Below are 22,379 nucleotides of genomic sequence, written 5' to 3' on the forward strand. Positions count from 1 at the left end.
ACGCCGAACGAAGCGGGGAGGACACCATGAAGAAGTTCATCAATGCGGTCGACAATTTGCTCGGCGAAAGCCTTGACGGCTTCGCCGCCGCGCATGCCGATCTGGTCGTGCTCGGCGCCGAGCGCAAATTCGTGCGCCGCCGCGAGCTGAACGGCAGGAAGGTCGCGCTGGTCTCAGGCGGCGGCAGCGGGCATGAGCCGCTGCACGCCGGCTTCGTCGGCTACGGCATGCTGGATGCCGCCTGTCCGGGACAGGTGTTCACCTCGCCGACGCCCGACCAGATCGTCGAGGCCGCGCAGGCGGTCGCAGGCGATGCCGGCGTGCTGTTCATCGTCAAGAACTATGCGGGCGACCGCATGAACTTCGAGATGGCCGCCGAGATCGCCGAAGGCCGCACCGCCACCATCGTGACCGATGACGATGTCGCGGTCGAGAAGTCGACCTACAGCATCGGGCGCCGCGGCGTTGCCGGCACCTTGATCGTCGAGAAGATCGTCGGCGCCGCCGCCGAGAAGGGCGCCGATCTCAAGACCTGCGTGGCGCTCGGCGAGCGCGTCAACGCGCGGACGCGTTCGATGGGCGTGGCGCTGACCAGCTGCACGGTCCCGGCCGCGGGCACGCCGACCTTCGCGCTCGGCGCGGACGAGATGGAGATGGGGGTCGGCATCCACGGCGAGCCGGGCCGCCGCCGCGTCAAGCTCGTGGAGGCCGACGCGATCGCATCGGAAATGACGGCCGCCATCGCCGACGATCTTGCCGCGCCCGCAGGCTCCGAGGCGCTGCTGCTGGTCAACGGCTTCGGCGGCACGCCGACGATCGAGCTCTATCTGATGTACAACGCCGCGCGCCGCATGCTCGAGCAGCGCGGGCTGCGCATCGCGCGCTCGCTGGTCGGCAGCTACGTCACCTCGCTGGACATGGCCGGCTGCTCGCTCACCGTGAGCCTGCTCGATGCCGAGACGTCCGCGTTGTGGGACGCCCCGGTACGCACGGCCGCATTGAAGTGGTGATCGCGGGCCACGGTCGTTTCGTACGCGCGCGGTCTATTGATTAGTCAGCGGAGTGACCAGACAATGGCGAGGCCGATTGCGGTGAGAAGCCCGAAGCCGACAAGCCATCGGTGATATCTGTCGATCGACTGTAGAAGTTGCGATCCCCAGAACATGACCAGGGCGGCCACGATCACGAAATGCAGGAGACGGCCGATTACGGCGGCGACCGTAAAGGTCAGGAGATTCATCGATGCGACGCCGGCGGCAATGGCAATGAACTTGAACGGGATCGGCGTGAAGCTCTTGGCGATAATGATCCAGAGCCCCCAATCCTCAACAAGCTTCTGGTACCGTCGAAAGTTGTCGGCTTGCCCGTAGATATTGACTAGCGTCTCTCCGACCGTAGCCCAGGCGAGATGGCCGATGCCGTAGCCGGCCAGGGCACCGACAGACGACGCTATGACGCAAACGCCGCATAGGAGAAAACTCCGCTCCGGCCGCATCAGCAGCATCGGCACCAGCAGCAGGTCGGGCAAAACCGGCAAGACCGAGCTATCGGCAAACGCGATCAGCGCGAGCAGGGCGAGACCCCAACCGCTGTCCGAGAACGCTTCGGCGCGACGTCGCCAGACGTCACGACTTGTAGAAAAGAGAAGCATGATCACTCATCAACCTGCGACCGGAGCCAAATCGACTACGGTCGCCTTCAAAAGCGCCCGCTTCGCACGGTCTATGACTATCTCCGGTCGCGATGAGACTGCACGCGAGATTCCGAGGGCGATCACAGTCGGAGATATGCGGTCATGTGCGCGATGCGCGGATCGAAATTCACGACAGGCAATATGGCCGGTAGATAGTTTGCTCGCCTCCTGTCGACATTGCGGCATATGAGCACACGATAGCGCGCTACGGGTCAGACAGCGAAAATATCTGCCGAATGTAAGGATGGTGTAAGTTGCCGACCGTATGAGACGATCGCGACAACAATCGACGACGCTACTGCAAGGACGCGGTGCAGAGCGCGAATAGGCCGTTGCTCGGCCTGTGCCGCGCAACGGTATCCATCGGGAGCACGCGCGGCGAAGCTGAAATGCGAAATGGAGCGTTGGTAGCCTGCCTCTCGGCTCTGGTCTTGCTGATACTCGCAGAACCCGCCCACGCGGCAGAGTGGCGCTATTGTCTTGCGCTATCTCAAGCCGAGCACAGGGTCTACATGTCCTATCCGTTTCAATGCGCAATCGATGACTCTCAGGAATTGGAGCGAATGCTCCGGGGCTCGCTCACCCGTGCTGGTGTTTCGGTCGATACCGTTCAGTGTCCGCGCGGCAGTGATGAGCGCAGCATTTTGACCATGCGCGACCATGCCATCACGTTCAATCGACAAACGCAGATCGACGTGGTCGCTGTCAAATGGCGTCCGGGAGTTCGCCTTGGATGCGAATGACGGTGCTTTGCGGCTGCCGATATTCGGCACGAGCCTCGCATGCCTCGAAGCGTGGGCAGGATCAACACGCCGAGCGATCGGCATCGTGAGCGGGTATCCATGGCAAGTGCGTGCACACAGGGCGTTGACACGGGTTTCGTCGCGCTTGGCTACGGGAAGGTCGCCGCCCTAGGGGTCCTTCAAGGAGTAACCGAGCTATTGCCGATTTCGTCCACTGCACACATGCGCCTGGTGCCAGCCGTTCTGGGTTGGCAGGATCCAGGATCGGCGTTCTCCGCCGCCATGCAACTTGCCGCGGTGGTTGCCGTCATAAGCTATTTTTGGCGAGACGTGCGCGCACTCGCGGTGAATTCGGTTTCCGCAATGAGACGCGGGCGGTTCCACGACCGATGGTTTCGTCTGGCTCTCTGGATCGTCTTGGCAACCATCCCCATCGCTGTCGCGGGGCTGCTGGCGTCCAAGCTTCTGAACACCTGCAATTCGCCTCTTCGTGGACTTACGGTCATCGGCTGGGCCTGCGTTGCGATGGCGTTCCTTCTCGGCGCGGCCGAACTGTGTGCCAAGCATCGTCGGACCATCGATCAATCGCGCTTTTCCGACGCGATGCTCATCGGGTTGGCTCAGGTCGGGGCGTTGATACCCGGTGTATCGCGCTCGGGTTCGACCTTGACGGCGGCGCTTGCGCTCGGCTTCAAACGGGATGAAGCGGCGCGTTATTCATTTCTTCTGGGCTTGCCCGCGATCACCTTGGCCGGCCTTAAGGAGCTGTGGGAGCTGTACCATCTTCATCTCGGCTATCACGCGTGGTCGGTCCTGATTGTCGGCCTCGCAGTCGCGTCCGTTTCAGCGTTCGCTGGGATCTGGAGCTTGATGCGCGTGCTGGAACGATTTTCGAGTTGGCCGTTCGTGATCTACCGGTTCGGCCTCGGCCTCGCTATCCTTGCGGGGGCGACGGCAGGGATTCTTTAGGAAGAGCCTTGGTCGGTTCGGGTCCACAGACGCCAAAGAGCAGCGATGGTGAGCATGCTCTCATGGGGTCTGCATATTCGTGCCGAGCGCCGATGGGCGGCACGGTCTGGGAGGGCGTGCAGCTCGCAGCATGCTCACTACAGCCGTATCGCAGTCTTCCTGACATGAGATTGTTACACAGCCTGCCTATGGTCCCCGCCCGACCATGACAGGCCTGTAAACGCGAGGAGCCGAGTTGACCCCGGATGCGCCAGCGCGAGTCTGGAGCACTCGGCGGCTGTGCCGTGCTCTGATGTTCGGCGTCTGTCTTGTCCTGGCGCCGCCGAAAGCATCGGCACAGGAGGCGCAGATCGACTTTGATATCGTAGCCCAGCCGCTGGCCGCCGCGCTCGAGCAGTATGGTGCTGTGGCTGGGCGGAACGTCCTCTACAACAGCAACCTGACGGCCGGACTGCGTTCCAGCGCCGTGCGCGGGCCCATGACCGCGGACATGGCGCTCGCGCGTCTGCTCGCGGGCAGCGGTCTGTCGGCGCGTGTGCTCGGAGAGACGTCTTTCATGCTTTATCCAGTACCGGCCACGGCGCAGGCGGCGCTGCCGGTTCCGGTGAGCCATTATTATGCGCGGCTACAGACCAGCCTTCGGGCCGCACTCTGCGCGGAGGCCGATGCACGGCCGGGCCGATATCGGATCGCGCTACAGTTCTGGATCGATCCGGCCGGCAACGTCGAGCGGTTCGCGCGGCTGGGATCGGCGGGCAGCGCCGCGGTCGATGCGGGCATCGATCACGCGCTGCGCCGGATACAGGTCGACGCGCCGCCGCCGGCGGGCCTTGCACAGCCAGTGACCCTGGTGATCGTCCCGCAAGGACCCGGCACAACGATGGCCTGCAATGGCTCTCCGGCGCGCCGCGCCAGCGCGGCGCCATGACCGAGGCTTCCCTGACGCTGATCAGACGCCTGCTGGTCGAGCGCTACGATGAACTCAAGCGACGGTTAACGCGACGGCTGGGATCGTCCGAGCTCGCGGGCGAGGCGTTGCAGGACGCCTGGCTCCGCATCGCCCAGGTGGATTCGGTCGGTGTCGTCCGCAATCCCGGCAACTATGTCTTCGGTGTCGCCATGAACGCGGCGCGTGATCGCCAGCGTACTGCCGATAGCCGGACCCTGAGCGCCGCCGAGGTCGACGGACTGCTCGAGGTCGCCGATGGCGCGCCCGATCCGGAGCAGGTGGCGCGCGCGCGTTCGGACCTGCGTGGGCTGGAAGCCATCCTGCGCGAGCTGCCGCCGCGCCGCCGCGCGATTCTGCTCGCAGCACGGCTCGACCAGATGCCGCGGCAGGAGATAGCCCGCCGCTTCGGCATTTCCCTGCGCTTGGTCGAGCTGGAGCTGCAACGGGCGCAGGAATATTGTCTGGCGCGGCGCGATCGGAACGGCGGATGAGCATGCGGATTCGCCTGGTTGGAAACGTCTTCCTGAGAGCGGTGGCGCGAGCCGCCGCATCTTGGCGTAGGCAGGCACGGGGCGGACGCCGGCCATGAGCGCGAAGGACGACGGCGACATGGAACTTGATCCGCTCAAGCGGGAAGCGGTGGGGTGGGTCCGGCATCTCACCTCCGGACGGGCCACCGCGGCGGACGCCGACGCGCTGCGGCGCTGGTGCGCCCAGAGCGCGGAGCATGTTGCCGCCTTCACCGCTGCGAGCCGGCTGTGGCGAGATCTTGCTCCGGCTGGCCGCAATGTCCGGGCAGCAATGATGACCGGACAGTTGCCGCGTGCTTCGCGTCCGCTCCACCGCCGTGCGTTGCTTGGTGGCGGGCTCGCGGCCGCTGCCTCGGCGGCAGGCGTCTATGCGCTTGCGCGTCCGCCGCTCGGTCTGTGGCCGTCGTGGTCGGAGTTCGCGGCCGACTACCGGACCGGCACCGGCGAGCAGCGCCACGTGTCGCTGCCGGGCGATGTGTCAATCCAGATGAACGTGCAGACCAGCATCGTGCTTCGGCCTGCCGATCCCGACGCGGCACGGATCGAATTGCTTTCCGGCGAGGCGGCGTTCGCCACATCCGGGCGCAGTTTTGGCGTACGCGCGGCCGACCGCTGGATTGTCGCGGACAAGGCGCAGTTCGACGTGCGCTATGTGCCGGCTGGCGGCGAATGGCCGGTCTGTGTGACGTGCCTCAAGGGCGAGCTACAGGTCCAGGGCGGCGCCCAGGCGATCGCCCTGAAGGAGGGCCAGCAGCTGCGCTACGACGCGCGAGGGGAGACACTTGTCGCCGCCGATGTCGAGGCTGCTTCCGCCTGGCAGCGCGGCTTCCTGCTGTTTCGCTTCACGCCGCTATCCGACGCGGTCGAGGAGATCAACCGCTACCGGCCTGGCCGCATCTTCATCGTCAATGCGGCGATCGCACGGTTGCCCGTCAGTGGCCGCTTCCGCATCGATCGGATGGACGAAGTTCTGACCCAGATCCAGCAGGCGTTCGATGCGCGTGTGCGGTTGCTGCCTGGCGGGATCGTGCTGCTGAGCTGAGCACGGTTGCCGCGACCTTCCGCTCTGCGGCGACACGAAACTTTCACAAAAATCCCTTGCGGCTTTCGGCTGGGCTTCCCGTCACGCTGGTGTGACCTCTGCGATGTTCGCTGGAAGGACTGTCATGCCGGTTCGAGCTCAAGCCACCCATCATCCCCGTACACGCGGTGAATTGGCCGTCCGCACGCTGTTGCGGTCGTCGCGCCTTGTGTCCCGCCGCGGGTTGATGGCCGGCACGAGCCTGGCGACAGTGTTGCTCGCGGCGCATCCTGCGAGTGCGAGGCCGTTGAACGGTGCCTGGACGGTCGGGGCGCCGCTTTACGCGGCCGATGCGGCGAACGCCGGGGCCCAGCAGGCGGCCGCGGCGGCCGCCCAAAGCTCTGGTGCATTGGCGCGGGCGGCCCAAGCGATCCAGGCCATGCAGGCGGCACAGACGGCCGCGCGCGCCGCCGCCCGGGCCACCGGCACGTCGCGGACCTTGCCGCAGGTGGTGCCCGATGGTCTGGTGCCGGGCGGCCTCCAGGTCGCGCCGGGCGCTGTGCCCGGATCGAGCGTCTGGTCTGGCGCCAACCTTCCGACCCAGGCGAACGTCAACGGCCGTGCCAGTGTCGGCATCACCCAGACCGCGCCGCAGGCCATCCTCAACTGGCAGAGCTTCAATGTCGGTGCCCAGACCGACGTCGTCTTCAACCAGCAGGGCAACAGCAACTGGGTCGCGCTCAATCGCGTGATCGGCAATGTCGGGCCGAGCCAGATCCTCGGCCACATCAACGCCGACGGCCAAGTGCTGCTGATCAACCAGAGCGGCATCATTTTTGGCGGTGCCAGCCAGATCAATGTTGGCTCGCTGGTGGCGTCGACACTCAATATCACCGATCAGCAGTTCAAGACCGCCCTGCTCAATCGCTCGCCGTTTGACAATTCCGGCAATCTACAGGCCCCGATCTTCGCCAACAGCAGCGGCCCAACCGGCGACGTCATCGTCGAGGCTGGTGCCGTGATCCTCACGGCGCCGCCCGCGTCCGTCACCACGGGAGGCGGAAACGTATTCCTGCTCGGCGCCAATGTGCAGAACAACGGCAGCATCGTCACGCCCGGCGGCCAGGCCGCGCTTGCGGCCGGCACGTCGGTTTACGTTACGACCAGCGGCAACACCAGCCAGCAGGGTCTGATGTTGAATGTGCTCAATGGCGGCACGGTCGGCAACACCGGCCTCATCGCGGCGCCGACCGGAAGCGTCACGCTTGTCGGCATGAATCTGCAGCAGTCCGGCTTGCTGGTTGCGACCACCTCGGTCAACCAGGCCGGTTCGATCCTGCTGTCCGCGCAGCAGGGACTGCAGGGGATGTTCGGCTATGACAGCGCCACGCATTACGCGGTGTCGACGCAGACCGGCAAGGTGCAACTCGCGCCTGGCAGCATCACCGCGGTCCTTCCCGAGGAGGATGGTCTGACCGCGAGGGACACCCAGCCGCAGGCCCAGTCGCGGATTACGGTCGAAGGTGGCTTCGTCAACGTGCAGTCGGGGGCTGCGATCATCGCGCCGTCCGGGCGCGTCGCACTTCAGGCGTCGAGCCACGGAGACCAGCTCTATCTACAGGACAATCCCACCGCCAAGATCAATGCATACTCCAGCCGCGACGGGGCGCGTGTTCTTGTCGACACCGGTTCGCTGATCGACGTGTCGGGGTTGCAGAACGTGCCGGTCGCGGCTTCGAGCGATGTGGTGCAGGTGAACGTGCGCGCCAACGAGCTGCGCGACTCGCCGATGCAACGTGGCGGCATCCTGTCCAGCAAGAACGTGTGGGTGAACGTCCACGATCTCAACCCTGTGGCGTCGGATCGAGTCTACACCCCAGGCGGCCTGCTAGAGGTGTCGGGATGGCTCGGGCAGGTCGAGCGTCCGATCGACCAGCGCCTGACCACGGGCGGTTCGGTGATTGCCTATTCCACGGGCGATGCCATCCTGCGGCCTGGTGCGTCGATCGATATTGCCGGCGGCTCGCTCGCGCATCAGGCCGGCTATGTGCCGGTCACCTGGCTAGTCGGCTCGGATGGCAGGATCTACAGCGTCAATCAGGCCCCTGCCGACCTGACCTACAGCTCGATTGGGGTCGGCTTCACGGTCAATCACGCCCATTGGGGCGTCACCGAATTCTATGCCAATCCACTGATCCCCAATCAGCGGTACCAGCCGGCCTATCTCGAAGGACGCGCCGCCGGCGCTCTGACCGTGATTGCGAGCGCGGCAGAGGTCGATGCGTCGGTTGTTGCAGCGACAATCAATGGGCCCTATCAGCGAACCGCCAACACGCTTCCAGCCGGCGCCGCGTTCACCATCGGGGCGTCCGATGCGAGCCTGGTGCCCACCAGCGTGGTCATCGCGTCGTCAGTCGCGCCGCCGGTTCTCTCGGGTGCGACCTCGCCGCTGCCGCCGTCCTGGCAGCAAACGGTCTATTTGTCGGCCGACCTGCTCGACCAGGCCAACTATGGCAGCATCACCATCAACGCCCGGGGCGGTGTGGCCGATCCGATCAGCGGCGCAGTATCTCCTGCCGTCAGCATCGTGGGCGGCGCCAAGCTTCAGGTCGCCTCCGGCGGCTCGATCGCCCTGAATTCGAATGTCGTCTTTGCCGGCGGGGGAATTTCGATCGACGGGCAATTGGTGGCACGTGCCGGCTCGGTCACCGTCAACGCCGCGCAGCAGGGAACGACGATCTTCTCCGGCGACATCGAACTGCATCGGGGCAGTGTGATCGATACGCGCGGCCTGTGGGTCAACGATCGCACCGGCGGCAACGATGTCCCGCCTGCGCTCTACAATGGCGGCAATGTCAAGTTGAGCGCCTACGGCAGCGTTCGGATCGACAACGGGGCGGTGATCGATGCGTCGAGTGGCGGCTGGACGCAGAGCACGGGCCGGATCAAGACCAGCAACGGCCTGCCGGTCGGAACGGGCGGCAATATCACGCTGATCGCGGACGGCTTCGGCGCGACGCTGCACAATTCGACGACGCTCGCGCAGACCTACCCGGGCCGGGTCTATCTCGATGGTACGCTGCGGTCCTACGGCTTCACCCTTGGCGGCACGCTCAGCATCGCCACGCCCGCGATCCAGATCGGCGGAGACGCGATCCTTCCGCTCAGCACAATCAGCCGCATCAACGCCGATGGGACCAGCAACCTCACGCCGGTCGATCCCGCCAGCGTGATGCAGCTGTCGCCTGGCTTCTTTGCCAGCGGCGGCTTCAGCCAGTACGCCCTCTACAGCTACCAGAACCTGACGGTCGCGAGCGGCACCGATCTCGAGCTGCATGGGGTCAATCTGGTTCCGAATGCGCAGGCCATTCTGGCGCCGACAGGCAGCGATGTCGCTGCTATTGCGACGGCGGGGGTGCTGCCTTCGTATCAGCGGCCGGCGCCGGTCAACCTCGTCCTGAGCGCGATCGACGCCTTCAACGGCAACCTCGATCTTCGGCGGGGTGCCGTGATCGACGCCGATCCGCAGGCGACGATATCGCTGCACGCACGCCATCAACTGACGGTCGACGGCACGATCAACGCGCCCGCCGGAACCATCAATCTCGATTTGACCGGCACCACGGGAACCTGGGTCGCGGTCGGATCTCCGGTTGGCGTGCCGCCCAACAATGGTCCGTCCTATGCTGCCACGCAGACGCTCTGGATCGGAGCGGACGCCCGGCTGCTGGCGCCCGGCCTCGTGACATCGACGCTGGATGGGTTGGGGCACCCGGTGAACACGGTGCTCGGCGGCGGACAGGTCAACATCAATCAGGACGCTCAGCCCTCGCTCTACTACCCCTATTCGGCCACCCAGCCTTATGGAGAGCAACCGCTCGGTGTCGTGGTGGCGCAAGCCGGGGCGATTATCGATGTGTCGGGAACGTCGGGAACGATGCAGCAGGTTGCGGGCCGATCCGGTGTGATCCAGACACAAGTTGCGACCCCGGGCGGCAGCATCGCGATCCGAGCATCGCTCGGCCTGCTGTTCGACGCCACGATGAAGGCGCAGGGCGCTGCGGGTGGCAGCCTGACGATCGATCAGATGATCGGGACCTATGTCGCGGACAGCTCCGGAGCTTCGCAGTTCGTGCAGCCGGTATTCCAGACGATCGTAAGCCAGGCGGCGCCGCGGATGACGACTGGTCTGTCGCAGGGGCAGGCGGTCCCAGGCAGCTTGCTCGGAGAGCTATTCATCGGCGCCGACCAAATCTCCAGCGGCGGTTTCGCGTCGGTGTCTCTCGGCGCGGTCGATGCCCTGGTGTTCAACGGCAACGTCAACCTTGCCGCGGCGCGCAGCCTGACCATCAACGCCAGCAACATCAGTGCGACGCCGGGAGCGAGCGTCCGGCTCAACGCCCCTTACGTGGACATCGGCGGCGGTCAGCGCAACATCAATGAATATACCAGCAGCAGCTACGTCCCGCTCGGCAGCTACAGCGCAGTGCCCATGGCCGGTACGGCGCGTCTCGAGGTCAATGCCGACCTGATCGACATCGAGGGCACCCTGCGCAGCGGTGCGAGTTACAGCTATGTCACGAGCTTCATCAATTTCAGCACTCCGGTTCAGCAGACGGTGTCGCTGCCTGGCTTTGCCAGCATGGCGTTCAACAGCCTGGGCGACATCCGCCTGGTGCCGGTATCGAGAACTGCACCCTTCTACGCCACCAAGCCGACGACGATGACGACCGCCGGTGACGTGACGTTCACGGGGACGGAAATCTACCCGATCAGCACCGGCCCGGTCAGCAATGCGTACTCAAGCATCCCAAGTGGTCTGTTCCTGATCCAGGCGACAGGGCCGAGTAGCGTGGTCAGCTTTGCCAGCAACGGCCAGGCGCCCTACATGCCGCTGTCAGCCGGCGGATCCGTGCAGATCGTCGCTCCGACCGTCAATCAGGGCGGCGTCCTGCTGGCGCCGCTCGGGCAGATCACCTTCGGAGATCCGAAGAATCCGGCCGGCACGCGCGCGATCAACCTGCTCCCGGGCAGCATCACATCGGTGTCGGCGGGTGGCACACTGATTCCGTATGGTTCGCCGCTCGGCAACTCCGACTGGATCTACGGCTACGACAACAGCGGCACGGCGAACACCATCAGCGCGCCGCCGGCCAAGACGATCTCGTTCTATGGCCAGGCGCTGGCGGTCGCGGGAGCGTCCGGTGGAGTGGCCTCGGCGCGCATCGACGAATCCGGCGGCGGCGATCTCTATGGCGCGCAGTTCGTCAGCGGCGCTGGCGGGTCGGTCGATACGCTCAGCGGCACTCAGACGTTCGCGGTCCTGCCGAGCCTCGGCAATCGCTATGCACCGCGCGATCCGCAGATGCAGCTCAGCGATCCGACGCAGGCGGCATCGGCACCATTGGCTCTGCAAGTTGGCCAGCAGATCTATCTGAGCGGAATTCCGGGATTGCCGGCTGGCACCTACACCTTGCTGCCGGGGCACTACGCGTTATTGCCCGGCGCTTACAAGGTCACGGTCGCGGTGAATCAGACCACCGCCACCGGGCTCTCGAATTTTGCGCAGCGTGACGGCTCTTACCGTGTGCTCGGCTACGGCGAGGTCGCCAACACGGGCTTTCGCGATTCGCTTCCCTCGGCCTATATCGTCACGCCGGGAGCAGTGGTCCGGCAGCAGTCGCAATATGCCGAAACGACGGCGAGCCAGTTCTATGCGTCCAAGGCGGTCGCAAGCGGCATCGCGGCGCCCTATCTGCCGCTCGATGCGGGACAGCTCGTCATCAATGCGACCAGCAGTCTCTCGTTGCCGGTCACAGGCGGGTTCGGCGACTTCACGGCTCCGGCGGGCGGCCGGGGCGGGCAGGCCGATATCGTCGCTTCCAATCTCGAGATCCTCGCGCCGGGCGGCACCGCAGCGCCGGGCATGACCGGGATACAGGCCAATGCGCTCGACGGCATCGGTGCGCAGAGCATTCTGATCGGCGGTACGCGCAGCTTGAACGGCAATGTGCTGACCATCACGCCGGCGGCGCAGCAGCTCCAGATCGACGGTGGAGCGGTGCTGACCGCGCCCGAAATCATGCTGACGGCGAGCAGCACGATCACGATCGGCGCTGGTGCGCAGATCGACACGACGTCGTTCGGCGCGATCCCCACCCTGTTCCCGAGCGATCCGAAGACCGGCAAGACCCTGGGATCGATCGCACTGGCGCGCGTCAACGGAGGCGGAGCCGGCGCGTTCGTGCTGGCGTCCAACGCACCGGTGCTGCCGGTCACGTTGCCGGCGGGGAGCGGCGGTGCGAGCAAGCTGAGCATCGGCGCGGGCGCGCAGATCTTCGGCGGCAGCGCGCTGGCGCTGAGCGCCTCGAACACCATCAGCATGGATCCGTCCGCCCGCCTTGCGGCGCCGACCGTCACGGTCAGCGTGCCGGTGATCAATTTCGGCACCGGAGGCGCTTCGGGCTTCAACCTGAGTGCCAGCCTGCTCTCGCAATTGTCCGAAGGCGATCCGCTGCGGCATCTCGCGCCGACCGGCAATCTGATGCTGTCGGCATCCGCGGCGATCAACGTCTATGGCTCGGTCGATCTCGGTGATCTGGATCCGGCGACCGGCCAGCCCCTGCTCGCCGGGCTGACGTTGAGCGCGCCCGTGATCAACGGGTTCGGTGCCGCGACCGACAGCGTCAGGCTCCGCGCCAATACGATCACGCTGAACGGCGGCGTGACCGGCGCAGCTTCGACCGGAAGCGGGCAGGGCGCGTTCGAGATCGATGCGGCGCAGCTGACGCTGGGCGGCGGCGGCAATCTTGCCTTCGGCGGCTTCAACACCGTGACGCTGGCGGCGTCCGGGCAGGTGATCGGCGGCGTCGCCTATGCCGGCCCGATCTCTGCGGGCGCGATGCAAAAAATCGGCACGGTGTCGTATGCCCCCGGCGAGGTGATGCCGGGCACCTTCAGCGTCAGCGGAGGTCTGACGATCGCCGCGCCCCTGGTGACGGCGCAGGCCGGAGCACTGACGCAGCTCGTCGCCAATGCCGGCACGGTCACCTTCGCCGCGCTGCCCGGCAGTTCCGTCCAGCCGGTCGCCAGCTCCGGCGGCGCGACGCTCTCGGTCTCGGCACAGAGCATCGTCCAGGGCACCACGATCAACCTGCCGTCCGGCGCGATCAGCTTCTCGGCGCAGAACGGCATCACGCTCCAGGCCGGATCGGTCACCAATGTCGCCGGCGCGGTGACGCCGTTCTTCGATGTGGTGCGGATTGCACCGGCCGGCAGCGTGACGTTACAGACCGTGAACGGCGATGTCGCCGTTGCTTCCGGGGCGGTGGTCGATCTGCGCGGCGGCCGGTTGGGCTCGGTCACGCTGCCGGCGCTCGATGTCGTGGATTCCGATCAGGGCGGCAACGCCGGCACGCTCACCATCGTCGCGCCGAGCGGGACAGCTCATCTCGACGGGCAATTGCTGGCGAGCGCCGATCCGCGCTACGCCGGCGGCAAGGCGATCCTCGCGCTCAAGTCCGGTGACGCAGCGAGGCTGCTCGGCAGCATCGCGGGTTTCTCGGGCGAGCAGGCGCTGACGCTGGCGAATGGCGACATCAATGTCGGCAACATCACCGCCCGTGATGTCGAGCTGACCGCGAGCAGCGGCAGCATCACCGTCGCCGGCCTGATCGATGCGAGCGGCGGCAGCGCTGCGACCATCCGCCTGATCGCCGGCAACAATCTGGAGCTGGGCGCGCATGCGGTGCTCAATGCCGGCACCACCGCGGCGAGGGGCGGCACGGTATTTCTCGGTCTCGCCAACAACAGCTCGGGCATGCTGACGTTCGATACGGATGGAAGCAGCACGCCGGTGATCAGCGTCGCCGGCACCGATCCGAATATCGCGCTCAACGGCGGACAGGTCTGGCTGCGCGCACCGCGGACGGCAAACGACGTGCGCATCAACAACAACGGGGTCCAGGTCGTCGGCGCGCGTGAGATCGATGTCGAGGCAGTCAAGTTCTATGACGTCAGCGGCACGCCCTATGTCGACGCGAAGCTGGCGACGGCAGACAGCGATGCGCAGGCCTATATCGCTGCGGCAACCATCAAGAGCGGCATCGGAACGCTGAAGGGCACCTCCGTCACCGCGTTCCACCTGATGCCGGGGATCGAGCTGGACAGCAGCGGTACCCTCACGCTGCTGCAAAATCCATCCCCCACCAATTCCGGAATCGATCTGCACACCTACCGCTACAACGGCGAGCCGATGGTGCTGACGCTGCGCGCGGCCGGAAACCTCTTGATCAACGGCAGCCTCAGCGACGGCTTCGCCGCGCCGGTCAGTTCGCCGGACGGCAGCATCTTCGCCATCGCGGCGCCGCTGCCGGCGGGCTCGGGCTCCGCCACGTTCCGATTGGTGGCTGGTGCCGACCTTGTCGCCGCCGATCCGCTGGCGATCGTGCCGACCGTGCTGCGGCCTGCCCCCACGCCGACCAACCCGGAGCCGGGCTCGATCATTTTCGCGGCTCCCTACCTGCTCGACTCCAACTCCAACCCCAGTGTCAGAGGCAACGGCACCAAAGTGCAGATCCCCGGCGTGGTGCGCACCGGCATCCGCGACCTCGATCTCGCTGCGGCCGGCAACATCGACATCCAGACGGCGTTCGGTATTTATACCGCGGGTGAGCAGGCGACGCCGGATTTCGCGGTGCCGTCGCGCACACTGATCAGGTCGTCGGCCACGTACCAATACGATTCCTATCTCGGCTACGGCTATGACGCATCCCGGCATCGGGTGAAGTATGATGCGTCCTATCCGGTTCAGGCGTTCCATCCGAGCTATCAGACCGGCGGTGGCGATCTCACGGTCGAGGTGCATGGCAGCCTGATCGGCGCCGACATCAGCAACCGTAGCCTGAAGAGCTATGCGGCCACCGGGCTCGATACCTACTGGCTGTGGACCGAGCCGTTCGCCGCCAGTCCGACCTGGTTCCTGAATTTCGGCACTTACTATCAACCGTATCTCAACAGCGGGTACGATTCGCTCCCGTCGGTGGCCGCGTTCAGGGGACTTGGCGCGTTGGGAGGAGGTAACGTCCGGGTCGCTATCGACGGCGACCTCAGGAATGTCGACATCAGTCTGCCGACGACAGGCGGGTTGAACGGCACCGGCGCGTTGTCGGTGTACGGCGGCGGCAATCTCTCGCTGACCGTGGGCGGCGGTATCAACTACGCCAATCTGCTGGTCGGGCGGGGAACGGCCGACATCCAGGCCGGCGAGATCGGAATGTCGCCGCTGAACGCCACTTCTCTGACAGTCGCGCGCGCCGATCTGCTGATCGGCGACGCCCAGTTCAATGTGGTGTCCCGCCGGGGAATCAACGCGATCGTCGGCGATCCGACACGGATGACGCAGCAGCCCGACCCCACGAGGAGCGGCTATCGCATCCCGGCCGGCCTGGAAGGAAATGGGCCGCCCACATTCTACTACACCCCGGCGGCCCCCTATGGCTTCTTTACCAGCATGACGGCCGCGAGCGCCCTGACCGAATTCGCTGAAGGCGGCGACATCACGGTGCATGGTGATTTCACGCCACCGATCTTCGAACTGACGGCGGCCGGCGGCTCCATCCGCGCCGGCGCCATTGCCCAAAGCTCCACCAATTTCAATTATCTCGCGGCACTGGCTGCGCCGACGGCCCGGCTCGATCTGTTAGCTCAGCAGGATATCGTGGGTTTTGGCGTCAGCATGACGGCGGCCGATATGCTGTCCCAGGTCAACGGCGCCTCGGCGCCGGCAGGCAGTGACTATGCGAGCACGTTCTTAAATCCGTCTTCCTACGACACGTTTGGTGGCCCGCTGTCGCTGCCCTCGAACCTGGTGCAGTTCAACGATCCGCACACCGTCCATGTCTATGCGGTCCAGGGGAACCTGACAAAGCTTGCGCTGGCGACGTCGGAGCGCGCGCAGGTGCGCGCCGGCCTCGATATCGTCCAGCCGATTATCAATATCGAGAACGCCGGGCTCGGCGACGTCTCGCTGGTGCAGGCCGGTCGCGATATCGTCAGCTGCCAGCCCTGTAGCCTGGCCTACCCGGACTTCTTCAACATTCGTGTCGAGGGGCCCGGCTCGCTCTCCGTCCTTGCCGGTCGCAACATTGTTGCGCAGATCGGCGCATATCACTCGCAGGGGCTCGGCATCACGTCGGTCGGCAACGCGGACAATCCGTTGTTGCCGTCGACCGGTGCTTCGATCAGCGCTGCGGTCGGTATCGGCGCGAGCGGTCCCGACACCACAGCCTTCATCAACCTCTATTTCGATCCGCGGAACACCGATGCGACGACGCAAGGCTATCTCGCGCAGCTCACCAGCTACATGAGTGGGATTGAAGGCATCGCCCTCAGTAGCGACCGGGCGCTCGCCGATTTCCGCAGCCTCGCCCCGGCCGCGCAATTGCCGTTCATCGAACAGGTGTATTTCGCCGAGCTCAGGGCGGGCGGCGAAGCGGCGGCCAACGGCCATGGCGCAGGTGGCAAGGGTTACGATCGGGCCTACCGCGCGATCCAGACCCTGTTCCCGGGCAGCGTGATCGGTGGCACCACCACAGCCTATGCCGGCAATCTTTCGCTATTCCAGATCGCACGCATTCGCACCGAGCAGGGTGGCAGCATCAACATCCTGGCGCCCGGTGGCGGGGTGTCGCTCGGCATCGAGAACCAGACGCCCGACCTGACCGGGCAGACCGACACCGCGCGTCCCGGCCTGTTGACGCTCGAAGGCGGCGACGTCAACATCTTCACCGATCGCAGCGTCGTGGTGGCGCAGTCGCGCGTCTTCACCGAGCTCGGCGGCGACATCCTGATGTTCTCGACCAACGGCGACCTCAACGCCGGCAAGGGCAAGCAGACCTCGATCGTGACATCGCCTCCCCTGGTCATCTACGATCAGTATGGCCGCTCGGCCAAAACGCCCAACACGCCGCAAACCGGCGCCGGCATCGCAACCCTGATTGGCGTGCCCGGCGTGCCCCCTGGGAACGTCGACCTGTTCGCGCCGCACGGCACGATCGATGCGGGCGAGGCCGGCATTCGCGTGTCGGGCAATCTGACCCTCGAAGCGCTACAGGTGCTCAACATCGCCAATATCCAGGTGCAGGGCACGTCGGTCGGCGTGCCGGTGGTGCAGGGGCCGCCGGTGGGGGCGTTGACCGCGGCGAACAACACCGCGGGCGCTGCACAGCAGCCGACGGCCGCGGCTGCACCGGCAGCCAATGCTGGACAGCCGTCGGTCATTATTGTCGAGGTGCTCGGCTATGGCGGAGGCGACGGCGCGCCGGAACCCGGCGGCAACGACCAGCGCCGCGGCGGCAACGAGCGGCAGAGCTATGATCCGAACAGCATGTTTCGCGTGGTCGGCAGCGGTCAACTGACGGTTGAGCAGGCGCAGCAGCTGACTGATGACGAAAGGCAACGTCTGTCGTCGCGGTAGCGCAGGGCTTCTCGATATGCGGCGCCAGGAACGCCGAGGTGCATCACCGCGGCTATGACGAGCGCATGCATCGGGAATTCGATCCGCGGGGCATCGGGAAGTACGTCGGAGCTCACCTCCAGCGTGGAAGCGATGCGGGCTGGGATTGGACGAGCACAAACGGTGACGAACACCGATGTACGCGGAAGTACCTATTTTCAAAGGTTCCGAACACTGCGCGGACGCTTTAGTCCAGGCTTGGACAGCCTGGTTGGTGCCCCTGGCCGATAATTGCCTAAAGCCATAACCATTTGAATTTGAAAGCACTTGTTTGGTCGATTGCTGCCGATACCAGCACAAATACCAGCAGGATGACGCGTGCTATTCGCCGACAAAAATAAACAGCGGGCTTCCGGCAGCGGGGACGCCTATGCCGTTCCGGACTCCACAATTTGCCCCGACGGGAATCGAACCGGCCCTGACCGAACTCCCGGAGGGATCGATCGCGAGGTTGGTCTCAGCTGTTCGACGCGGAATGATCGAAAATCGTGGGTTTGACTCCCACTCTCTCCGCCAGTTGTGCGATTTTGTTCGCCAAACTACGATTTCGTGTGGTTTTTCACTACCGCTGGCGGCAAGTACGACGCCTCCGACGAGGAAGCCGCCACGGCGTTCAGAAAACATCCGGTTCGACCTGAAATTGATCTTTCATAATTCGTCCGCTGCGTAATCATCTTTGTCTCGGTCGGCAATTCGCAATGCTTACCTGAAACATTTCTCGTTGCCCGATAGCAGCTTGCCGGTTCGAGGTACCTTCGTCGTGGCTGGAATGATCGGCGTCGTTCTTGGGATGAGCCGCAAATTTGCTGGGCTCCAAGTCGGCACCTCATGTTTGAGGCCCGTTCGCTCATCCCGTGATCGTTGGTGCTCCTCATTGGGGCGCGTAGAGATTGCCGAGACGCATGCCACCATCGCAGTCGATCGTCGTCCCCGTCACGAAGCTGGCCGCGTCGCTGCATAACCACGCCACTGCATTTCCGATATCGATGCACTGCCCGAAATGCGGCAAGGCGAGGGCGCCACGAATGCGATCTGCGAGGTCGGCGTCGGTCGCGAGACGTGCCAGGCCTTCGGTATCGGCGATGGGACCGGGAGAGACGGCATTGACCCTGATGCCTTCCACGCCCCATTCGAGCGCCAGGCAGCGGGTGAGCATCTCGATGCCCGCTTTCGCCGCGCAGGCGTGGGCCTGCATCGGCATGGCGCGCGTGGCTTGGGGCGCGGTTATGTTTACCAACGCCGCTCCCGGTCGCTTCAGATGCGGATAGGCGGCTGAGAGCACGTTGAAGGTCCCAATGAGGTCTATGTCGATAACAGTCTTGAAGGCGTTCGGCGACATCTTGGCCGCCGGCACAAAGAAATTTCCCGCGGCGCCGGACAGAACGATGTCAATCGGACCTTTCTCATTGGCGACCTCAGTCATGATGGTTTGCATCGCGGCCGCCTCGCGCACGTCGCCGGCGTGATGGGTCACCTCGAGACCGTCAGCGCGCAGAACATCGGCTGCAGCTCCGATACGTTCTGACGAGCGGCTGACAATCGCGACCTTCGCGCCCAATGATCCAAGCCTCCGGGCAACACCCAGGTTAATCCCGCTCGAAGCGCCCACTACGACCGCGTTGCGGCCAGAAAGACATTGCAAAGTAGGAGACATGGTGTTGTGCCCTGCTGGTATCGGAGAATGGCGCGCTCGTCCCATCGTCGACTTCAAGGAACTTGATCGGCGTACGTTTGGCTCTGACCGGATCCATCGCCGTCGCAATGACGAGCGGACCGTAGGCTTCGCTCACTTACGCGAGACGTTGCTCAATCGTGATCGGCAAGCGAGCCAGCTCGTGGCGTTGAAGCTTACCCGTGGTGCTGCGAGGCAATTCCTCAGAGCGCATGAACTGCATGTAGCGTGGGCGCTTGTAGCCGGCGAGCCGCTCGCGGCACCAGTGAAGAATTTCGGCGCCGTCGGCAGACTGGCCTTCGCGGAGAACCACCACCGCCTTTATCGTCTCGCCCCAATGCGCGTCCGGTACACCGAAGACGCACGCTTCCTGAACGGCCGGATGTTGGCTCAGAACGGCTTCTACTTCTGCCGGATAAACGTTCTCGCCGCCGGTCTTGATGAGATACTTCTTCCGGTCGACGAATGTGAGCGTACCGTCCGTCTCCCGCCGCAACAGATCGCCGGTATGGAGCCAGCCGCCTCTGAACACTTCCGCGTTGGCCGCATCGTCATCGAGATAGCCGGACATGACGCTGGGGCCGCGGACGACGCATTCGCCGGTTTCGCCGACGGGCATTTCGTTGAGGTCTTCGTCGACGATGCGAATCTCCATCAACGGGGAGGGGCGCTTCCTGAGTGACGGCATTTCGCCCGGGCCGGAACGGCCATGCGCCAGCAGATAGCTCGACTCGCTCTGCCCGAAAGCGTCGTAAAAGTCGATACGGAGGATCTCCGTCAGCTTCGCTACGACGTTCGGCATCATGTTGGCGTAGCCGATCGCGAAACGCAGGCTGGATAGATCGTGCGCCTGCCGCTGCGGGTCGTTCATGAAATCGGTGATCACGCCGGGCAACAGCAAGGTCCAGCTCAGTCGCTCCCGCTCGATGCGCGCGTACATCGCCGGCACATCGACGCGCCTGAATGTGGCGTAGATGCCGCCGGTGGCAAAGGTCGCGTAAAGCGACTCGTCTCCGCCGCAATGGAACAGCGGCAGCCAGCCTACGAATCCGTCCTTCTCGGTCAGTCCAAACCATTGGGCAAGGCGCAAGCCGCGGGTGGCGGCCGCTCGCTGGCTCACGAGGGCTCCTTTGGGCTGGCCGGTCGTTCCGCTCGTGAAGAGGATATTGTGAATGTCCGCGCCCTCGGCAATTCGAGGAGGTTCGTTCTCGCTGCTGCCGGCAAGCGTGGTCTCGTAATCGTCGAAGCCCTGTGCTGGCTCAAATGCGATCCAGTGCCGGATACCCGGACTCGGACCGTGCGCCGTCAAGAAGTCCGGCGAGCGCACCGGAGGTCAGGACGGCACGAGGACGGGCTTTGCGGAGGCACGCCGCGATCTCATCGGGACGAAGCCGGATGTTCAGCGTCGCGACTGTGACGCCCAGTGCGGCCATGGCCGCGTAACATTCGACATATTCCGGCCGCGTCTCCGAGAGCATGGCGATGGTATCGCCCCGGTCATATCCCCTGGCACGCATGGCATTTGCGAGCTGCCAGGCTCGTTGGCCGAGCTCGCGATAGCTGCGCCGCCCGTCTTCCCAGGTTACAGCGGTGTTGCCGGCGAAGATGCGAAATGCGCGTCGGAACAGAGCGTCCAGCGTGATGTCCGCGGCCATGGCAGCATCGCGTTTCCAGTCGGCCGCGCCGGAGGATGGCTCACTGATAGTAGGCTGCATAAGTGCGCCTCAGCTTGGCTTTCTCGATCTTACCGGTTGCCGTCTTAGGCAGCTCTTGAACATGGATCACGGCCTTCGGGCATTTGAACGGGCTTAGCCGCTCGCGGAGCGCCGATAGCAGCGTGTCCTCATCAACGGATCGGCCATCCCGAGTGACGACGACGGCGGTGATCGCCTCGCCCCAACGTTCGTGCGGCAGGCCTATCGCAACAACTTCGAGCAGATCGGGATGCGCGGCGCGAATCGCCAATTCGACTTCGATGGAGGAGACGTTCTCCCCTCCGGTCTTGATGACATCCTTGAAGCGATCATCGAACCAGAGAATCCCGTCACGGTCGAAGTGGCCGGCATCGCCCGAGTGGAACCAGCCATGTCGGAAGGCCTCCGTGGTGGCTTCGGGGTTGTGCAGGTAACCTGCCATGGTCTGGGGGCTGCGATAGACGATCTCGCCGGTTGCGCCGACCGGAAGCAGGTCGCCGTCCGGTGCCATAACCGCAACCTGCACGTTGACGGCCGGCGTACCAACCGCACCGGGATGGCTGAGCTGATGCTCCGGCTTGAAGAATGTCGAGACCGGGCTCATCTCAGTCTGCCCGAACATGAGGCTGAAGTCGCAGCCAAGCGTTTCGATTGCCCGGCGGAGCAGCGCCTCTGGCATCGGTGCCATGGCATAGACCGTCAGGCGCAGGCTCGAGACGTTGCGTGGACGAGCGAGCTGCAGTTCGACGAGCTGCTGGATCATCATCGGCAACGCAAAGAGGACGCTAACGTGCTCGCGCTCGATGGCTTCGTGAAGAGCTGCGGCGTCGAAGCCGCGCTGGATCACCATCGACGCGCCGACTGCGATCGCCGGCGTGCAGAGCGCGTTCAGCTGGGCCGTGTGGAACAGCGGAAGCACCACGCTTAGCCGATCATTCTCCGTCATCCGGGTGTCGATCGCTGTCCCAAGTGACTCCAAGTAGATCGCAAGATGGGTGCCAATCACACCCTTTGGCGCCGAGGTCGTGCCGCTGGTATAAAGATAGGAGAGGGCAGCGCGATCCTCGGTCGCGACATCCGGAATGTCGGAGGACCGGCCAGCCGCGAGCACGTCAAAGTCGTGAAGCGGGATATCGCCGACGCTGTCGGGCGCCGTCGCACCCAATGCCTGCCCATCTATCACGATGATGCCAAGAAGCTGTCCCGGATCCTCGACGCCGGCGCAGAACTGCTTCAGCAAGCTTGCTTCAACGACAGCCGCACGAGCGCGGGAGTCCTTCAAGACGTGGCTGAGTTCACCTTGTCGCCATAACAGGTTAACGGGGACGCAGACCAGGCCAAGTCGCGCGCAAGCGAAATAGACGGCCAGGAATTCGGCGCGGTTACCCGACATCAGGGCTAGGGCGTCGCCTTTCTCGAGGCCAAGTGCGGAAAGGCCGTGGGCGACCTGGTTAATCCAGCTGTCGAAGTCGCGATAGGACCAGCGCATGCCACCATCGCAGATCATTTCCCGGTCGGGAAAGCGCGCCGCGCTTCGGGTGACGAGGTCGCCAACATTGACACGGTGGATCAGCTGATTTGTCACGACTCTTG

At 64.7% G+C, this 22,379-nt stretch carries 12 protein-coding genes and 1 pseudogene; 8 read left to right on the top strand and 5 right to left on the bottom strand.

Annotated elements, in window-relative coordinates; all coding sequences use genetic code 11:
* Positions 1–26: 26 nt before the first annotated feature.
* Positions 27–1,010: a dihydroxyacetone kinase subunit DhaK gene (gene dhaK / locus Q0030_RS10265; protein WP_298366128.1), complete on the top strand. Its 984-nt coding sequence runs from the start codon at positions 27–29 to the stop codon at positions 1,008–1,010.
* A 44-nt stretch (positions 1,011–1,054) separates the two neighbouring features.
* On the opposite strand, the gene Q0030_RS10270 is transcribed toward dhaK, so the two are convergent.
* Entirely contained in the window at positions 1,055–1,651 is a 597-nt protein-coding gene (locus Q0030_RS10270) for a VTT domain-containing protein (protein ID WP_298366130.1), read from the bottom strand.
* Positions 1,652–2,205: 554 nt separating this feature from the next.
* Between Q0030_RS10270 and Q0030_RS10275 the strand changes: the two genes are divergently transcribed.
* The 7 genes and pseudogenes from Q0030_RS10275 (at position 2,206) to Q0030_RS10305 (ending at position 17,936) form a co-directional block, all read left to right on the top strand.
* Positions 2,206–2,436 (top strand): hypothetical protein, encoded by a 231-nt coding sequence (locus Q0030_RS10275; protein WP_298366132.1) that lies wholly within the window; start codon positions 2,206–2,208, stop codon positions 2,434–2,436.
* A gap of 99 nt (positions 2,437–2,535) precedes the next feature.
* The gene (locus tag Q0030_RS10280; RefSeq protein WP_298366607.1) at positions 2,536–3,405 is read left to right on the top strand and encodes an undecaprenyl-diphosphate phosphatase; all 870 of its coding nucleotides are present in this window, start codon (positions 2,536–2,538) and stop codon (positions 3,403–3,405) included.
* Between the two features lie 235 nt (positions 3,406–3,640).
* Positions 3,641–4,333, top strand: a complete 693-nt coding sequence (locus Q0030_RS10285; protein ID WP_298366134.1) for a TonB family protein — start codon at positions 3,641–3,643, stop codon at positions 4,331–4,333.
* Positions 4,330–4,845, top strand: a complete 516-nt coding sequence (locus tag Q0030_RS10290) for a sigma-70 family RNA polymerase sigma factor (RefSeq protein WP_298366136.1) — start codon at positions 4,330–4,332, stop codon at positions 4,843–4,845. The genes Q0030_RS10285 and Q0030_RS10290 overlap by 4 nt, the downstream gene beginning before the upstream one ends.
* 94 nt (positions 4,846–4,939) lie before the next feature.
* Positions 4,940–5,926, top strand: a complete 987-nt coding sequence (locus tag Q0030_RS10295) for a FecR domain-containing protein (protein WP_298366138.1) — start codon at positions 4,940–4,942, stop codon at positions 5,924–5,926.
* A 226-nt stretch (positions 5,927–6,152) separates the two neighbouring features.
* Positions 6,153–17,381 carry a filamentous haemagglutinin family protein gene (locus Q0030_RS10300; protein ID WP_298366141.1) on the top strand — a complete coding sequence of 3,743 codons (11,229 nt, stop codon included), beginning with the start codon at positions 6,153–6,155 and terminating at the stop codon, positions 17,379–17,381.
* A gap of 471 nt (positions 17,382–17,852) precedes the next feature.
* Positions 17,853–17,936 (top strand): annotated as a pseudogene (locus tag Q0030_RS10305).
* Positions 17,937–18,291: 355 nt separating this feature from the next.
* Here Q0030_RS10305 and Q0030_RS10310 read toward each other — a convergent pair.
* From Q0030_RS10310 to Q0030_RS10325, 4 genes are all read right to left on the bottom strand, one after another.
* Positions 18,292–19,119, bottom strand: a complete 828-nt coding sequence (locus Q0030_RS10310) for an SDR family oxidoreductase (RefSeq protein ID WP_363323440.1) — start codon at positions 19,117–19,119, stop codon at positions 18,292–18,294.
* Positions 19,120–19,210: 91 nt separating this feature from the next.
* Positions 19,211–20,419 carry a fatty acid--CoA ligase family protein gene (locus tag Q0030_RS10315; protein WP_298366146.1) on the bottom strand — a complete coding sequence of 403 codons (1,209 nt, stop codon included), beginning with the start codon at positions 20,417–20,419 and terminating at the stop codon, positions 19,211–19,213.
* Positions 20,352–20,747 carry an AMP-binding protein gene (locus Q0030_RS10320; protein ID WP_298366148.1) on the bottom strand — a complete coding sequence of 132 codons (396 nt, stop codon included), beginning with the start codon at positions 20,745–20,747 and terminating at the stop codon, positions 20,352–20,354. Before Q0030_RS10320 ends, Q0030_RS10315 begins: the two co-directional genes overlap by 68 nt.
* A gap of 40 nt (positions 20,748–20,787) precedes the next feature.
* Positions 20,788–22,371: an AMP-binding protein gene (locus Q0030_RS10325; RefSeq protein WP_298366150.1), complete on the bottom strand. Its 1,584-nt coding sequence runs from the start codon at positions 22,369–22,371 to the stop codon at positions 20,788–20,790.
* Positions 22,372–22,379 lie beyond the last annotated feature (8 nt).

This window comes from uncultured Bradyrhizobium sp. (assembly GCF_947648125.1).
Taxonomy (GTDB): domain Bacteria; phylum Pseudomonadota; class Alphaproteobacteria; order Rhizobiales; family Xanthobacteraceae; genus Bradyrhizobium.

Excerpts from the sequence above, each read along its gene's own strand:
- dhaK (WP_298366128.1), top strand. The coding sequence starts at position 27 with ATGAAGAAGTTCATCAATGCGGTCGACAATTTGCTCGGCGAAAGCCTT.
- Q0030_RS10270 (WP_298366130.1), bottom strand. The coding sequence starts at position 1,651 with ATGCTTCTCTTTTCTACAAGTCGTGACGTCTGGCGACGTCGCGCCGAA.
- Q0030_RS10275 (WP_298366132.1), top strand. The coding sequence starts at position 2,206 with ATGTCCTATCCGTTTCAATGCGCAATCGATGACTCTCAGGAATTGGAG.
- Q0030_RS10280 (WP_298366607.1), top strand. The coding sequence starts at position 2,536 with ATGGCAAGTGCGTGCACACAGGGCGTTGACACGGGTTTCGTCGCGCTT.
- Q0030_RS10290 (WP_298366136.1), top strand. The coding sequence starts at position 4,330 with ATGACCGAGGCTTCCCTGACGCTGATCAGACGCCTGCTGGTCGAGCGC.
- Q0030_RS10295 (WP_298366138.1), top strand. The coding sequence starts at position 4,940 with ATGAGCGCGAAGGACGACGGCGACATGGAACTTGATCCGCTCAAGCGG.
- Q0030_RS10300 (WP_298366141.1), top strand. The coding sequence starts at position 6,153 with ATGGCCGGCACGAGCCTGGCGACAGTGTTGCTCGCGGCGCATCCTGCG.
- Q0030_RS10310 (WP_363323440.1), bottom strand. The coding sequence starts at position 19,119 with ATGGGACGAGCGCGCCATTCTCCGATACCAGCAGGGCACAACACCATG.
- Q0030_RS10320 (WP_298366148.1), bottom strand. The coding sequence starts at position 20,747 with ATGGCCGCGGACATCACGCTGGACGCTCTGTTCCGACGCGCATTTCGC.